The organism is Streptomyces sp. ICC4 (assembly GCF_003287915.1).
In the GTDB taxonomy this organism is placed as follows: Bacteria; Actinomycetota; Actinomycetes; order Streptomycetales; family Streptomycetaceae; genus Streptomyces; species Streptomyces tritrimontium.
Genome location: NZ_CP030286.1, coordinates 4,714,413 through 4,730,277, shown reverse-complemented (window position 1 = coordinate 4,730,277; position 15,865 = coordinate 4,714,413). Strand labels below are relative to the sequence as shown.

General features: G+C 72.7%; 11 protein-coding genes and 1 pseudogene. 5 read left to right on the top strand and 7 right to left on the bottom strand.

What is annotated here, in order from left to right; translation table 11 throughout:
- Positions 1 to 12: 12 nt before the first annotated feature.
- On the bottom strand, positions 13 to 3,408 hold the full coding sequence (locus tag DRB89_RS21900; protein WP_112448189.1) for a CARDB domain-containing protein: 3,396 nt from the start codon (positions 3,406 to 3,408) through the stop codon (positions 13 to 15).
- 918 nt (positions 3,409 to 4,326) lie between these two features.
- Complete coding sequence (locus tag DRB89_RS21895) at positions 4,327 to 4,575, bottom strand: hypothetical protein (protein WP_112448190.1); 249 nt, start codon at positions 4,573 to 4,575, stop codon at positions 4,327 to 4,329.
- A gap of 38 nt (positions 4,576 to 4,613) precedes the next feature.
- On the opposite strand from DRB89_RS21895, the gene DRB89_RS21890 reads away from it, so the two are divergent.
- A complete protein-coding gene (locus tag DRB89_RS21890) occupies positions 4,614 to 4,967 on the top strand; it encodes a hypothetical protein (protein ID WP_204357686.1) in 354 nt (117 codons plus the stop codon).
- A gap of 456 nt (positions 4,968 to 5,423) precedes the next feature.
- Here the strand turns inward: DRB89_RS21890 and DRB89_RS21885 are convergent, their stop codons facing one another.
- The 3 genes and pseudogenes from DRB89_RS21885 to DRB89_RS21880 form a co-directional block, all read right to left on the bottom strand.
- A complete protein-coding gene (locus DRB89_RS21885; protein WP_112448191.1) occupies positions 5,424 to 6,035 on the bottom strand; it encodes a HutD family protein in 612 nt (203 codons plus the stop codon).
- Between the two features lie 64 nt (positions 6,036 to 6,099).
- A pseudogene (locus tag DRB89_RS44750) lies at positions 6,100 to 6,416 on the bottom strand (DUF6193 family natural product biosynthesis protein).
- A 148-nt stretch (positions 6,417 to 6,564) separates the two neighbouring features.
- Positions 6,565 to 8,115, bottom strand: coding sequence for an MFS transporter (locus tag DRB89_RS21880; RefSeq protein ID WP_112448192.1), 1,551 nt, complete (start codon positions 8,113 to 8,115; stop codon positions 6,565 to 6,567).
- Positions 8,116 to 8,258: 143 nt separating this feature from the next.
- On the opposite strand from DRB89_RS21880, the gene DRB89_RS21875 reads away from it, so the two are divergent.
- From DRB89_RS21875 to DRB89_RS21860, 4 genes are all read left to right on the top strand, one after another.
- Positions 8,259 to 8,702 carry a MarR family transcriptional regulator gene (locus tag DRB89_RS21875; protein WP_112448193.1) on the top strand — a complete coding sequence of 148 codons (444 nt, stop codon included), beginning with the start codon at positions 8,259 to 8,261 and terminating at the stop codon, positions 8,700 to 8,702.
- An 80-nt stretch (positions 8,703 to 8,782) separates the two neighbouring features.
- On the top strand, positions 8,783 to 8,977 hold the full coding sequence (locus tag DRB89_RS21870; RefSeq protein WP_112448194.1) for a DUF5302 family protein: 195 nt from the start codon (positions 8,783 to 8,785) through the stop codon (positions 8,975 to 8,977).
- A gap of 370 nt (positions 8,978 to 9,347) precedes the next feature.
- Positions 9,348 to 9,758 (top strand): rodlin, encoded by a 411-nt coding sequence (locus DRB89_RS21865; protein ID WP_112448195.1) that lies wholly within the window; start codon positions 9,348 to 9,350, stop codon positions 9,756 to 9,758.
- A gap of 159 nt (positions 9,759 to 9,917) precedes the next feature.
- Complete coding sequence (locus DRB89_RS21860) at positions 9,918 to 10,829, top strand: glycoside hydrolase family 19 protein (RefSeq protein ID WP_112453328.1); 912 nt, start codon at positions 9,918 to 9,920, stop codon at positions 10,827 to 10,829.
- A 9-nt stretch (positions 10,830 to 10,838) separates the two neighbouring features.
- Here the strand turns inward: DRB89_RS21860 and DRB89_RS21855 are convergent, their stop codons facing one another.
- Positions 10,839 to 13,610 (bottom strand): LuxR family transcriptional regulator, encoded by a 2,772-nt coding sequence (locus DRB89_RS21855; protein WP_239516278.1) that lies wholly within the window; start codon positions 13,608 to 13,610, stop codon positions 10,839 to 10,841.
- 224 nt (positions 13,611 to 13,834) lie between these two features.
- The gene (locus DRB89_RS21850) at positions 13,835 to 15,592 is read right to left on the bottom strand and encodes a S8 family serine peptidase (RefSeq protein WP_204358011.1); all 1,758 of its coding nucleotides are present in this window, start codon (positions 15,590 to 15,592) and stop codon (positions 13,835 to 13,837) included.
- Positions 15,593 to 15,865 lie beyond the last annotated feature (273 nt).

The following is a 15,865-nucleotide window of genomic DNA, read 5'->3' as shown; positions in this document are numbered from 1 at the left end:
ACCTGCCCGCGGTCAGCCGCCGTTGATCACGAACTGCGAGCCGGGTTCGACCAGGACGTTCCCGTCGGCCGAGCCCGTGATGGTGACGTTCGACAGGGTGGCGCTGCCGCGCGCCCCGCCGTGGGCCCGGATTCCGGCCCCGTTGTTAGACTTCTCGATGTGCACGTTGGTGACCTTCACGTCGGGCACGGTGCCGCCGCCCGTCTTGAACTGGATCCCGTCGTACGTCGAGTCGTGGATGTCGGTGTCGCGGATGGTGACGCCCGGGATGGGCAGGTTGGCGGCGAAGAGCGTGATCGCCCCGAACTCCTGGGCCTCGCCCCAGAAGGCGCCGCCCGTGCGGAAGAGTCCGTTGCCGGAGATCAGGGTCTGCCCGGAGAAGGGCAGCGGGTCGTGGTCGGTCGCCAGCATGATGCCGGGGTAGTTCATGGTGTCGTAGATCAGGTTGTTCTCGATGGTGTTGCCGTAACCGCCGTAGAGCGCGATGCCGTTGGCGCGCCACGGAAGCTGGATGGTGTTGTTGCGGAAGTGGTTGTCGTGGCCGATGTCGACCGACTGGTCCTTCACGTACTTGCTGGACCACACCGCGAGGGCGTCGTCACCGGTGGTGCGGAAGGACGAGTTGAAGACGGTGGAGTTGCGGGTGCCGTTGGCGAAGTTGATGCCGTCGGCGTACGTGTCGCGGATCCGCATGCCGGTGAACTCGATGCCGTCGCCGGGACCCCACAGGGCCGGGATGTTGTCGTAGTCGCGGCCGACCCAGACACCGACGTTGGCGTGCTCGATCCAGACGTTGGTGATCTTCGTGTTCTTGCCGAAGCGACCGTTGAGGCCCACGCCGCCTTCGGCGTTGCCGTCGCCGCCGCGGATCCGGCCCGAACCGAAGATGGCGATGTCGGAGATCTGGGTGTTGTCGTCGATCTCGAAGCCGAAGTTGCCCTCGTGCGGGTGGTTGATGCCGCCCGCGTTCTGCGGCTGGGTCAGCGTGTGGAGCTGGGAGTGCCACATGCCCGCGCCGCGGATGGAGACGTTGCTGATGCCCACCTGGTTGAACTGGCCCCGGTTCAGCGGGTCGTCGGTGAGGATCTTCTGCTCCTGGCGCCACTGGCCCTGCGGGATCCAGACGCAGGCGATCTGCCCGTTCTGGTCGGCGGTCACGGCCCGCTGGATGGCGAGCGTGTCGTCGATGCCGTCGTTCGGGATCGCGCCGTAGTCGGTGATCGAGGTGCACTCGGCGGGCTTGGCCGCCGCCGGGGCCACCTGCTCCAGGTCGATCAGGTCGATGACGTAGTACGAGGCCGTGTCTGACGCGTCGCGCTGGAGGCGGAAGGTGGTGCCGACCGGGTAGCTCTGCGCGAGCAGGGCGTGGGATTCGTCGAAGAGCCTGCGGGCGTCTGCGCCAGGGGTGTTGGTCAGGCCTTCCGGGCTGTCCGTGCTGCCGTAGAGCCAGCTGTGCTGGGAGGAGAGGTTCAGCTTCTGGGCGAAGCTGCCGTTGATGTAGAGGCTGAGGGTGGCGTCCGCGCCACCGCCGTTCGCCGCGTCCGGGACGGAGTTGCGCACCACGATGGAGTTGGTCGGGACGGTCGAGGTGAACTGCACGTACTGGCCGGTCGAGCCCAGGCGCACCGACTCGCGGCCCGAGGACTCGGTGGCGAAGTTGGTGTGCCCGAAGGTGCGCTTGGCGTCGCTCCGCAGCAGCGTGCCGGTGTAGCTGCCGGCCTCCGCCTCGTACTCGGTGTACGGGAGCGCGGCGCCGCGGCCGACCACCACGGCACGGGAGTGGGTGTTGTTGTTCTCGTTGGTCTCGGCGACGAGGCCCGTCCCGTCGGCGGTGGCGGTGAGGGTGGCCCCGCCGCTGGTCGCCGTCCAGGTGCCGTTGATCGCCACGTTGACGGTCTCCCCGGCGGCGATCGCCGGGGTGGGGCCGTTCAGGGTGGTGGTACCCGCGGCCAGCCGGGTGACGGTGCCCGCGCCCACCCCGGTGGTGCCCCGGTTGTGTACGGCCACGGTGAAGGAGACCGGGGCGCCCACGGCCGGGTTGGCCGGGTTGCTCGTGATGGAGAGGGCTTGCAGGTCGGGGCCGGGAGCCTGGCCGACGACGAGCTTCGCGGCGGCGGTGCGGCTGTTGTTGGTGTCGTCCTGCTCGGCGACGGTACCGGCCGGGTCGACGACGGCGGACACGGTGTAGCTGCCCATCGGGCGCTTGCCGACGGAGACGGGCACGGTCGTCGAAGCACCTGCGGCGAGGGCGCCGACCGGGGCCGTGCCCGAGACGGCACCTTCGAGGCTGACGTTGACGGACGTGGCCGGGGAGGCGACCGTACCGGCGTTGCGGACGGTGGCGTTGACGGTGACGGCCTCGCTCTCGGAGGGGGCGGCCGGGGACCAGGAGAGGTCCGGGACCGTCAGGTCCGGGTTCGGCGCGGCGGAGCCGATGACCTGGAACTCGGCGGCCTGACCGCCGCCGGCCCCGGAGTTGCCGGAGAACTTCAGCTGCACGTCCGCGAGCCGGCCGGTGACGGGGACGGTCACGGTGTTCTGGTTGCCGCCGGGGCTGAAGGAGTAGTCGGCGCGGGCCTTCAGGGTGGTGAAGGCGGTCGCGGACTGCTCGCGGCCCAGGACCTCGAAGCCCTGGGTGCGGTGGGACCAGGCGGGGTCGGGGTTGAGCTTGAGGACGATCCCGGTGACGTCCGCGTTGGAGCCGAGCTTCACGGTCAGCGTGGACTGCTGGCCGCCCGCCTCCCAGTAGCTGGTGACGCTGTCGTCGTTGGCGTTGGCCGCGACGAAGGACTGGGTGGTGGAGGAGGCCTCGATCGGCTTGCCCTTGGCGAGGTTCACACCGACGGGGGGCGGCGTGCCCGGATCGCCGGGGTCGCCGGGACCGCCGCTGCCGTCGGCGGAGTACACCTCGAGCTCGGATATCTGCGCGGCCTGCCAGCCCGTGTTGGCGGTGACGCTCACCCGCACGAAGCGCACGGTCGCGGCGGGGAAGCCGATGGTCACCGCGTTGGACTGGGACGGGTTGAACACCCGGCCCGCGGAGGCGGACAGGGTGCTGAAGGCGTTCCCGTCCGTGCTGCCCTGCACGGTCAGCGTCTCGGTGCGCGTCTCCCATCCGGCGGGCAGCTTCAGCACCACCTGGTCGACGGCGACGCCACTGCCGAGGTCCACCTGCACCCACGTCGGGAAGGTGCCCGACGGCCCTTCCCAGTACGAGCCCTGGTTGCCGTCGTTGACTCCCGAGGCCCCGTATCCGCCGAGGGATCCGCTCGCGGTGACCGCCTTGCCGAGGGCGAGGTTGGGTCCGCCCGCGGCGGCGGCGAAGGTGACGGGCAGGAGGCCGACGGACACCAGTCCCGCGACCACCGTGCCGGCCAGCAGCAGCCGGCCGCCTTGCTTCCATCTCATGCTGTCCTCTGTTCCATGGGGGGACCCGCCCTGTGCCCGCCCGGTGCCGATGCACCGGGCGGGAGGGCCGAGCGTGGGACTTCAGCAGGCACGCGTACACGCCTGCCGCAAACTTGCGGATCGTTCTTTAGTTTTTGAGTGATCTGATCGCAGTTATGCGGCCATCGCGGCACAGGTTTCTAGCAGATGACGACTTTGTCAACGCTCCGCACACGGACGGGCGTTGGGAAGACCCCGGACCGGAGCCGGATCAGACCCCGGATCAGACCCCGGATCAGACCCCGGGCCAGCCGCGCTCCAGGTGGTCGAAGGCGAGGTCCAGGGTCGGCGCGGGTCCCGCCGCGCGCCCGCGAGATCGGGGATCTCCAGGACGTAGCGGGCCAGGATCCGCAGCGAGAGGTCGTCGGCCGGGCACCCGACCTCCTCGGCGATCACGGCCGCCGGGGCGAGGACCCCGGCCGGCGAAGAGGGCCCGCAGGGCTCCCCGCACCGTCACCCCTTCGGCCCGCCCGCGCACCCCTTCGGCCAGGGAGGCCTCGCGCTCGGCGCTGCCACCGTCGGCGGCCCGATCCCCGCCGGGTTCCTCATCGACGCCGACCTCGCGGGCCTGTCCCGGCGCCCCGTCTTCCTGATCAACCTGGCCCTCGGCGTCTCGGCACCATCGCCGCCGCCCGGCTCCTCCCCCGCGACGCCGGCGACCGCTCCCTGAGCGTGGACGGACCGGGCGCGAGCCTCCTCGGTCTCACCCTGTTCGCCCTGATCTACGGCCTGACCGAGGGCTCCACCCACGGCTGGGGCGCGACCGCGCTCGGCTCGCTCGCCGCCGGCCTGCTGTTCCTCGTCCTGTACGCACGCCGTCAGATCACCGCCGCCGAACCGCCCATCAAGCCCTCGCTCTTCCGGAACAAGGGATTCACCTCAGGCCTGTTCGTCGGCATGCTGTACTTCGCGGTCACCAGCGGCCTGCTCTACGTGACCTCCCTGTTCATGCGGCAGGCCCTGCACGCCAGCCGCGCCGGCGAGGGTGAGCAGCATGTCGGCCAGGATGAGCGTCCGGCCGAGCTCGCGGGTGGGGCCGGTCATGCCGGCCACGGCCGAGGTGATGATGCCGAGGGTCAGCGGCAGCAGTCCGAGGGCGGTGTCGCCCGGACCGCTGGCTGCTGGCACTCGTCCTCACCCGCGGCACGGACCTCACCCGCTGGGCGATGGCCCCGGCCGTCTTCATCGCCGGCCTCGGCAGGGGCGCCTGCTTCGGCGCCATCTTCGACATCACCCTCGGCGTCATCTCCGCCGAGGCGGCCGGCAGCGCGGGCGGCTCGCTCACTGCGGTCCAGCAGATGGCCAACGGCATCGGCTCCGCCGTCATCACCACCGTCTGCCTCCACTCCGGCGCCCCTGACCACGCCATGGCCGTCAGCCTCGTCGCCGTCGTGGCCGTCACCGCGGCCTGCCTCCCGGCCCTTCGGCTGCTGCCCCGCGGCGCCCCCGCCAAGGTGGCTGGCCACGGCGCCCGACCTCTCGCCCCGAACCCCCGAGTTCGCCGACTCCGCCGCCACTGACCGGCCCACCCGAGGAGCACCACCATGAGCACCCACCCGCCGGCGCCGTCCACCTTCACCCCCGGCCTGCTCGTCTACGCCGCCCTGCGGACCCAGGAGTGGACCGCCGGGGTCCGTGCCCGCGGAGGAGGCCGTCCTGAAGCGGTTCGCCGGCTGGGACGAGCGGCTGCGGGCGCTCGTGGCCCACAGCGACGACCCGCTTCGTCGGCCGCCCCGTCCACGCGCTGCCCGTCGGTGCCACCGCTCCCGGCGCGACCCTGATCGGCGACGCCGCACACCTGATGTCCCCGTTCGCCGGAGAGGGCGCCGCCCTCGCGTCCCGCTCCGGTGACCCGCGGAGTGCCGTCGCCGCCTTCGAGGAGGCGACGTTCCCCCGCTCCGAGGCCGCCGCCGCGCAGTCCGCGGACAATATCGGCCTATGCCTCGGCGCCGGCTCCTGGTGGAGCGGGTGCTCTCCTACGCCGGCTGACCCCTGCCCATGACCGGGTCCGGGTCCGGGACCGGGGCGAGCCGGACCACCGCCGCGCACCCGGAGCTCCGTAGCGCGAGCTCACGCGGCCCCGTCACCAAAGCCGCGTCGTACGTGCCCAGTTCGACGGATCCCCCGACCTCGGCGGATCCCTCCAGGGCCACCACCAGCAGCGTCTCGCCGGGCCCGACGGTGAGCGCGAGGGCGCCCCGTACGACGGCGGTCGCGGCCGACACGGCGCCCCGGCGGTACATCACGTTGAAGTTCACCACCGGGCCGCCCAGCAGCCGGCAGTCGGTCGGCTGGTCCCCGGGGAACTCCCGCGGCTCCAGCCGCCGGTCCACGAGGCGCCGTACGCCCGCGACTCGCAGGTCCATGCCGGCGCCCTCGGCCAGGGTGAGCGTGCGGTCGACGCCCGGGAAGACGGAGAAGGGTCCGTCGGCCGTGACCTCGGCGAGGCTGGCCCGCCACGCGAAATCGTCCATCCCGGCGCCCTCGGGCCAGGCGGCGATCTCGCGGGTGACTCCCCCGCCGTTCTTCCATCCGGCCGCCGGCCGGCCGGCCGCCCGCAGGATCCGGATCGCCGCTTCGCTGGTCATGACACCTCTTCCAGGTCCGGGAGTCGCTTCCCGGACCCGGAGGAGCCTATCCGGCGGCCGTCCCCTACGCGGCGGGGACGTCCGCCGGGAGCGCGGCGACCAGCAGGTCGACGGCCCCGGCCGTGCCCTCGGCCTCCCGCAGTCGGCCGTCGGACGTCCGCACCTCGTAGCGTCCGCCCGCCAGCGCGCGGGCCGACGGCAGGCCGGCGAAGACGATCGGCGGAGTGGGCCGGCTGCTGAAGCGGAGCCAGTAGACGCTGTCCCCGGCGACAGGGCGCGCAACCGGGGTTCGGCGAAGGCGGCTTCGACCAGTTCGCGGATGCGGGACGCGTCCCGGACCTCGAGCTGCTCGCGCAGCCGCCGCCACCGCTCCTCTGACATCCGGCCGAGTCTGCCAGGAGACATGGCCGAAGGCCATGGCCGGGTGCTCGGCCCGGCCGGTACGCGCGAACGCCCCCGGGCGGCTGCGGCGCAGGCTCGGGGGCGTTCGTCGGTGCGTTGCTGTGTGGTGTGGTGCGGTGCCGACGGCTCAGGCGTCGGGGTTCCCGGACGCCCGCGCGGGCACCTTCTCCGCGGACCCGGCGGCCTGCGCGGAGGCCGCGGGGGCCTTCGCGGCCGGGGAGCCCTGCGCGGCGGCGGCCCGCGGGCCGCCCGCTCCGCGCAGGCCGATGCCACTGATCACGGCGACCAGGCCGAAGGCCACCGCACCGATCGCGAAGGTGAGGGTGAAGCCGGATTCGGCCGGCAGCGCGGGCACTCCCGCGGGCAGGTGCTCGATCGTCTTCGAGGCCAGGATGGTGGTGACGATGGCGCTGCCGATCGCACTGCCGGTGGAGCGGGAGATGGAGTTGATGCCGTTGGCGATGCCGCTCTGGTGGTGCGGAACGCTCGCCATGATGACGGCGGGCATGGCCGCGTAGCCGAAGCTCACGGCGGCGCCGACGATGAGTCCGGCGCCGATGACCGAGGCACTGTGGCCGTGGTCGAGCGCGAGCCAGCCGAAGCCGACGGCGCCGAAGGCCGAGGCCATCGCCAGCGCGACGCGCGGACCGCGGTGGCGGACCAGCTGGCCGCCGATCGGGGAGGCCAGGAGCGAGACGATCGCGCCGGGCAGCAGGAACTCGACGGAGGCGCGCAGGATGGAGGCGTCGAAGCCGTAGCCGGTCAGGGCCTTGGGCATCTGGACGAGGTAGGAGACGCCCAGGAAGTTCGCGAACATGCCGAAGCCGACGAGGATGCCGGCCAGGTTGGCCATGAGCACCGGGCGGTGGACGAACATCTTCATGTCGACGAGGGGCTCGCGGACCTTGAGCTCGGTCAGCACCCAGACGGCGGCCATGACGGCGGCGCCGGCGAAGCTGCCCAGGGTGCGGCCGGAGGCCCAGCCCCATTCGTGGCCCTGGGAGATCGGCAGCAGGAGCAGAAGGAGGGCGATGCCCAGGGTGAGCGCGCCGAGGAAGTCCGTGCGGCCGCCGGTCTTGTGCTTCGTCGCCGGGACCAGGAAGACCACGGCGAGCAGCGCGAGCACCGCGAAGCCGGTGGCCATCCAGAAGGCGTTGCGGTAGTCGGCGTCGGCTCCGGAGGTCAGCAGGCCGGTGGCGACGAGCGCGATGCCGCTGCCGAACGCGAGGGTGCCGCTGACCAGGGCCATCGCACCGGGGAGCTTGTGCGGGCGGACCTCTTCGCGCAGGACGGACAGGGCCAGCGGGAAGATCGCGGTGGCGGCGCCCTGCAGGACGCGACCGAGGATCAGCAGGGGCAGCGAGGACGCCAGTGCGGCGAGGACGGAGCCCGCGACCATGACGCCCAGTACGGCCACCAGGGTCGGCTTCTTGCCGTGCTGGTCGCCGAAGCGGCCGAGCAGCGGGGTGAAGACGGCGGCGGACAGCAGGGTGGCGGTGGTCACCCAGCTGACGTTGGCGGTGGTGGTGCCGAGATCGCTGCGGATCAGCCCGAGGATCGGGACGGGCAGCGTCTGCATCATCGACACGACCATGGCGGCGAGGCTCAGGGCGAAGACGATGACCGTCTCGTTCCGGTGCCCGCCGTCCTGCGTGGTGGCGGAGGGGGTGGTGCTCATGGCAGGGAAGACCTTCTCAGTGCTTCAGATCACAGATGTTTGACTTCATCAAGTACTTCGACTCCAGCAGACGGTAGACCTCAATAGTTAAGGTGGTCAAGTAAAAGGTTGATAATGTGAAGCACCTTGAGTACGCTCGCGGTATGAGCGCCACCACCCCGCACGCCGCCCCGACCAAGCTGGAGCTCCTGGAGCTGCTCGCCGCGATCGGCACGGCCCAGTGGCGCGATTTCGCGGCGGCCGCCGCCCACCACGGCCTCACCTCGACCCAGGCCAAGGTCCTCGCCCAGCTGAACGGCCCGCTGCCCATGCGCGGCCTGGCCGCCCTGCTGGTGTGCGACGCCTCGAACGTCACCGGGATCGTGGACCGGCTGGAAGCCCGTGAGCTGGTGCGCCGCGAGCCCGACCGCGCCGACCGCCGGGTCAAGAACGTGGTGGCCACCGAGGCCGGCCGCGAGGTGATCCGCCGGGTGCGCGAGGAGATGCAGGCCACGCACGGCGCGCTGGACGCCTTGGACGACGCCGAGAGCGCGACGCTCTACGCACTTTTGGAGCGGCTGCGACCGACCCTGGAGAAGGACGCCTGAACCCGCCCGGCCGGAACGCGCTGGCCAGGGGAAACGTCACCTGACAGACTGCTACGGCTTCAGACATTCCAGGAGGACACATGGCAGAAGAAACAGACACCCCCAAGAACGAGTCGCCGGCCGAGGAAGCCAAGCGCAAGTTCAAGGAGGCCCTGGAGCGGAACGCCGCGAATGCCCAGTCTCAGCAGGCACACCAGAGCCGGGCGAAGATCCAGGGTTCCGGCGGCAACGGCCCCGGCGGCAAGAACAAGAAGGTCCGCCGCAAGACCGGCTGACCGAGGCGCGGTCGCGGCGACGCGACACCGCGCCGGCCGGCCTCGACGGGGTCAGGGACCAGGATCTGGTCCGGATCCGGTCGGGGGCGGCGAGCAGGGGGTTCGCGGACCGGGCTCACAGCCGGGTCCGCGCACGCAATCGCACGCCGGGTCGCGCACGGCTTCCGCGTACGGGGTTCAGCACGGGGAGTGGGATCCGCCGACGGGCGGCTTTGGGTCAATCGGCCGACGTCGGCCGCCCCTTGCGGGGTGGACTGTTCCGCCAGTCGGGTGACGGGTGATAACCCCTGGTGTCCACGGCAGTTGAGCAGCTCGTCCCGCCGAGGGCAGCTATCTCATGCGACAGTGCGACAGAAGAAGGATCCCCCACATGCTCAAGAAGTTCATGGCCACCGCAGCCGCCACCGCAGCCGTTCTGGGTGCCGGTGCCGCCGTAGCCTCCCCGGCGATGGCGATCGGCAACGACAACGGCGTCAACACGGTCAACGGCAACGGTGCCGCGCAGATCTACGGCAACCAGGAGACCAGCGGCGCGATGAGCCCGCAGATGTCCGCCATCCAGGGCTCGCTCAACAAGCTCTGTGTCGGCCTGCCCGCGAAGGTCAACGCCCAGTCGATCCTGGCCCTGGTCAACGTCGGCGTCCAGGACATCAACGTCCTCGCCAACCCGCAGAACCAGCAGTGCGCCGAGAACTCCACCCAGGCCAAGGGCGACGACTCGGCCTCGCACATCCTCGACAACATCCCGGTCCTCTCCGGCAACCTCTCCGCCGGCAGCTGATCCACCGCGAAGCGCCGGTGCCACACCCCTCCGGGGGTCGGCACCGGCGCTTCGTTTTGGTCTAGACCTTGACAGGTCCAGACCATCCTCGGTTCAGTGGCGGTAGTTGTCCCCCACGACAACTCCCCCCACTGAAGGAGCACTTCCGTGATGCGCACCCTGCGCCGCCGCGCCCTCTCCCTGGCCGCCGCCACTGCCGCCGCCCTCGGCCTCGCGATCGCCCTGCCCGCCTCCCCCGCCGCGGCGGCTCCTGCCTGCGTCGGCGCGTGGGCCCCCTCGGCCGTCTACACCAACGGGATGAACGCCTCGTACGGCGGCCACAACTGGCTGGCCAAGTGGTGGACCCAGAACGAGACTCCGGGCACCACGGGCCAGTGGGGCGTCTGGTCCGACCAGGGCGCCTGCGGCGGCGGCCAGACCCCCGACCCGGACCCGGACACACCCAACCCCTCCGGATTCGTGGTCAGCGAGGCCCAGTTCAACCGAATGTTCCCGAACCGGAACCCCTTCTACACCTACAACGGCCTGGTCGCGGCGCTGTCGGCGTACCCCGGCTTCGCCACCACCGGTGACGACACCGTCAAGCGGCGCGAGGCGGCCGCCTTCCTGGCCAACGCCTCGCACGAGACGGGCGGACTCGTCCACATCGTCGAGCAGAACACCGCGAACTACCCGCACTACTGCGACACGAACCAGCCGTACGGCTGTCCGGCCGGGCAGGCCGCCTACTACGGGCGCGGTCCCATCCAGCTGAGCTGGAACTTCAATTACAAGGCGGCCGGGGACGCCCTCGGCATCAACCTCCTCGCCAACCCCTACCTCGTCGAGCAGGACCTGGCGGTCGCCATGAAGACCGCGCTCTGGTACTGGAACACCCAGAACGGCCCGGGCACGATGACGGCCCACGCGGCCATGGTCAACGGCGCGGGCTTCGGCGAGACCATCCGCTCCATCAACGGCGCCCTGGAGTGCAACGGCGGCAACCCCGCCCAAGTCCAGAGCCGGGTGAACACCTACCAGAGCTTCACCCAGCTCCTGGGCGTGACCCCGGGCAACAACCTGACCTGCTGATCCCGGACCTCAGCGCGTACGCAGTGTGGTGGCCAGCTGGGCCCTGGAGCGGACGTCCAGCTTCTGGTAGATCCGGGTCAGGCGGGCCTCCACCGTCTTCACACGGACGAAGAGCTTCGCGGCGGCCTCCTGGTTGCTGGCGCCCTCGGCCACGAGCAGCGCGAGGCGGGTCTCCGCCTCCGTCAGCGCGGCCAGGGCGCGCGCGCCGTCGGGGCCGCCGCCCTCGCCGGCGGAGGGCTCGCGCGCGAGCTCGCTCCAGGGAGTGGCGCCGGCCGCCGCGAAGGCCTCGGCCGCGGCCTGGAGCGCGGCGCGGGCGGGTGCGCGTCGGCGGCGGCGGCGTTCCACGCGGGCGAGCGCGAGCAGGGTGCGGGCCCGCTCCAGCGGGAGCCCGAGGAGCGCGAAGCGCTCGGTGGTGTCCTCCAGCAGGGCCACCGCCGCCTCGGCGTCGCCGTGCGCGGACAGGCACAGGCCGCGGGCCCGGTCCAGGGCGGCGATCACGCTGGTGCGGCCGAGCGGGAGGGCCGTCGTACGGACCCGGGCCTGCAGGTCGGCGGCCTCGTCGGGGGCGTCGGCGGCGACCAGGGCCTCGGCGAGCTCCCCGTGCCAGCGCAGGACCGAGGGGTCCACCACCTGCTGGGCCGCCTCCAGTTCGGCGACGCGGCGCAGGGTGGCCACGGCCTTCGCGGCCTCGCCCGTGGCCAGTTCGACGAGGCCGAGCACGTACAGGCCGCGGGAGAGGAAGACCTGGTCGTGCTCCTCCTCGGATGCCTGGATGCCCCGCCGGGCGTATCCGGCGGCGCGCGGGAAGCCGCCGCCCATCGCCTCCGCGAGCGCGGCGAGGTACCAGGCGGGTCCGGGCGAGAGGCCCGCCTCCACGGTCAGTTCCAGGCCGTCGCGGGCGTGCGCGGTGGCGGCCGCGCACCTGCCCCCGCGCAGTTCCACCTCGGTGAGGCTGCGCAGCACCTCGAAGACGTCCTCGGCGGAGCCGGTGCGCCGGACGGCGGGCAGCAGGACGAGCAGCTGGCGCCGGGCGTCGGCGAGCCGGTCGTCGAAGAGGGCGTGGCGCACGGCGAGGTACTGCGGGGCGTTGCGCATGCCGAGCGGCACTTCGGGGGCGGGCAGGGCGAGCGCTTCGGCGAGGATCTCCTCGGCGTCCGGGTCCCCGAGGATGCGGCCCATCCGGGCCCGCACGGTCAGGGCCATCGCTTCGGCGACCTGGTCGCCCCCGCTGCGGGCCAGGACGCCGGCCCGGGCGGCGGTGTCCCGGGAGCGGACGGGGTCGCCGTCGCTGAGGTTGTGCTTCCAGGCGAGCCGCAGCCGGACGGCCGCCTGGAGCGCGGGATCGCCCTCGGCGTCGGCCGTGGCGTGGGCGAAGGTCTCGTCGAGGGCGGCGAGGTCCTGGCCCGCCGCGTCGATGACGGCGAGGCGGGCGCGGACCCGGTCCCCGGGCGAGGCGTCGCGGGCGAGCACGGCGCGGCTGGCGCGCCGGGCCAGGTCGGCGCGGCCGGCCCACCCGGCGTCCTCGGCGGCGGCGACCAGCCGGGCGAGCTCCTCTCCGGGCAGGTGGGAGGGGGTGCGCTCGGCGGCGAGGAGGCCGAGCTCGGCGGCGAGCGCGCGCTGGCCGCGGCGCCGGCAGGAGGCGGCGGCTTCGGTGATCTCGGCGGCGAGCCACTGGTCGGGGGTGTCCACGGCCAGCGCCCGGTGGCGTACGGCCTGGACGGGGTCGTCCACGGCGTCGGCCAGCGCGGCGTGGCCGGCGGCGCGCTCGGGCCAGCCGGCGTCGGCGGCGAGCGCGGTCGGCAGGGCGCCGGCCGTGAAGCGGACCGCGCCGTCCTCTTCCACGGTGACCAGAGCCGCGCGTTCGGCCAGGGCGAGTTCGGCCTCCGCGCCCGGGCGGCCGGCCCGGCGCAGCAGCGCGGTGGTGGGGCGCGCGGCGAGGGCGGCGAGGAGCAGGGTGCGGCGGGCCTGGGCGGGCAGGACCCCGAGGAGCCGGCGGGCCACCTCGCGGGCCTGGCCGGAGACGGGCAGCGGGTCGGCGTGGTGGGCGCTGCCGTCCCGGGCCCCGGCGGCTTCGGCGAGGGAGTGGCCGAGTGCGAGGGCCAGGCGCGGGTTGCCTCCGCTGGCCTGGTGGATGCGGCCGGCGAGGCGGGCCGGGAGGCCGCGGCGCACGAGCAGTTCGGCGATCTCGTCGGTGCCGAGCGGGGGCACCCGTACCTGCGGGGTGTCCGGTCCGCAGAGGGGTCCGGCGAGCGGGGCCCCGCCCTGGACGCATTCGGCGACCAGGACCCGTACGTGCGGCGGGGTCAGGCGCAGCGCGAACCGCAGCAGGTCGGTGCTCTCGGCGTCGAGCCACTGGGCGTTGTCGAGCGCGAGGAGGACGGGGCCGCGGGCGGCGAGGGTGCGCAGCACCTCGACGACGGCGAGCCGCAGGGCGACGTGGTCGCGGCCGGCGCGGGGCGCGTCGGTCTCTCGGCGCAGGAGGGCGATGGCGGTGCGCTGGGGTCCGGAGAGCCGTTCCAGCGCGAGGGCGGGGACGGAGGCCAGCAGGGCGGCGGCGGAGGCTTCGGGTATCCAGCGGTCGGTGGCCTCGGGGGCGAGGTGCAGCACGGTCTCGTGGCGCAGCGAGGCGGCTTCGGTGAGGGCGCGCAGCACCTCGGACTTGCCCGCGCCGGCGGGTCCGGTGAGCAGGGCGCGTCCGTGCGTGGTCAGCGCGCGGTCCACCGCCTTGATCAGTTCTCCGTGTCCGACGGTCGTGTCAGCGTTCCCCGTAGCCGCCACCACGCACAGCCACCAGCCTCTCGGTTCGCCGTCCTGTGCCCTTCCTGTGAGACGCGACAATACGAGGTCGGATGCCCGGCGGGCCCGGATTGTGACGCAGAAATCAGTCACGCGGCAGGAAAACCCGTCGGACCTGCCGATACGCGGTGTATCAGCAGGTCCGACGGGCTTTGTTGGTCCGTACTATCGCCCCGTCAGTACGCGTTGGGGCGTCGCGGGGTCACGGCTCAGAAGCCGAGGCTCCAGGAGTCGATCTTGCCGGTGTCGCCGCCGGCGTTGTCGTTGACGCGCAGCTTCCAGGTGCCGTTCGCCACCTCGGAGGAGGCGTTGACGGTGTAGGTCTGGTTGATGTTGTCGGTGCCGCCGCCGGCGCGGTTGTGGACCGTGTAGACGGTGCCGTCGGGGGCGACCAGGTCGACCTTGAGGTCACCGATGTAGGTGTGGGCGATGGTCACGCCGACCTTGAGGGCGGCCGGGGCGTTGCCCGCGACCCCGCTGACGGTGATCGGGCTCTCCACGGTGGTGTTGTCGCCGATGGCGAAGTCCGTGCCGTTCTCGAAGCCCGGAGTGGGGGGCGTGGAGGTCACGGCCGTGACGGTCGCGGCCGCGTCGGCGAGACCGGCGCCGCAGCCGCCGGTGCAGGTGCCGGCCAGCGGACGGGCGTTCGCCTTGATCGCCGACTCGATCTGCGCCGGGGTCAGCGAGGACTTGGCGGAGACGAGGAGCGCGGCGAGGCCCGCGATGTGCGGGGCGGCCATGCTGGTGCCCTGGTAGGGCTTGTAGCTCTCGGCGCCGGGGGTGGTGGTGCCGGTGTTCAGGGTGGAGAGGATCGCGTTCTCGGGGGTGGTGACGGTGCCGGGCGTGTCGGTGGCGCGGCGGGTCTCACCGCCCGGGGCGGCGATGTCGATGATCGAGCCGTAGTTGGAGTAGTACGAGCGGCTTCCGGCGCGGTTGCTGGAGGCCACGTTGATCACGTTGGCGCAGCTGGCCGGGGTGAAGCCGGCGGCGTCGGCGTTGCTGTTGCCCGCCGCCACGACGACGGTCGTGCCGCGGCCGACGGCCGCGTTGATGGCGTTCTGGTAGCTGCTGGTGCAGGCGCCCGAGCCACCGAGGGACATGTTGATGACCTTGGCGGGGGTGGCGTTCGCCGGGACGCCCGGGACGGAGCCGCCGGAGGCCCAGGTGATGGCGTCGACGATGTCCGAGGTGGCGCCGCCGCACTTGCCGAGGACGCGCACGGGCTGGATCTTCGCGTTGTACGCGATGCCCGCGACGCCCTTGGAGTTGTTGGTGGCGGCCGCGATGGTGCCGGCCACGTGGGTGCCGTGCCAGGAGGAGCCGCTGGCCAGGGAGCCGGTGCCGCACTCGCCGGCCGCGCTCCAGTCGCCCTCGTCGGCCGGGTTGGCGTCGCGGCCGCCGCCGTCGCGGGCGGCGCTGGAGCTGGAGATGAAGTCGTAGCCCGAGACGATGTTCGGAGCCACGTCGGTGTGGGCGACGTAACCGGTGTCGATCACGGCCACGGTGACGCCGGAGCCGGTGGCCTTGTCCCAGGCGGTCTGGACGTTCATGCCGGCGGTGGACTCGAAGAGGTCCCACTGCTTGGCGTACTCGGTGTCGTTGGGGGCGACGGCCAGGGCGTACGCACGGGAGTCCGGCTCGACGTAGGCGACGTCGGGGTCGGCGCGGAACTGCGCCATGACGGCGGCCGCGTCGGCCGGGGCGGTCGCACCGCCGAGGTTGACGAGGGCGGCGCCGGTACCGAGGCGGCGCTCGAACTTCGCCTTCTTCGAGGCCTTCTTGCCCTTGGCGGCGGCGTCGGTGGCGGCCGCGGTGTTGGAACTGGCCTCGGCGGCGGAAGCCTTGTACCCGACGATGAGGTTCTCCACCGGTGCGGTCACGGTGGCGGCGGCTGCGGCCGGGGCGGGATCCGCGGCGGCCAGCGCCACCGAGGTGGTGGCCGAGCCGGCGAGCAGGGTGACGGACATCGCCACCACGGATATGAGCCTGCGTCTGGATGCGTGCACGGTGTTCCCTTTCGCGGGCCGTCGCGGGGCGGGCCGAGGCGGCCGGTTGGTGCTGTGTGGGAGGTGAACCGGCGGCCGCGGGGCCGGGACGGGCTGGTCGAGCCCGCCCGGCCACCGCTGCTCACCACTGTGTTGCCCGCCACGACGTCGGGGCTGGGCAACGGTGGCACCGGCGAAGAGCCGACCCTATAGCTTCACGCCATGTGGGGTGGGCGCTGTCTCCTATACCCATCT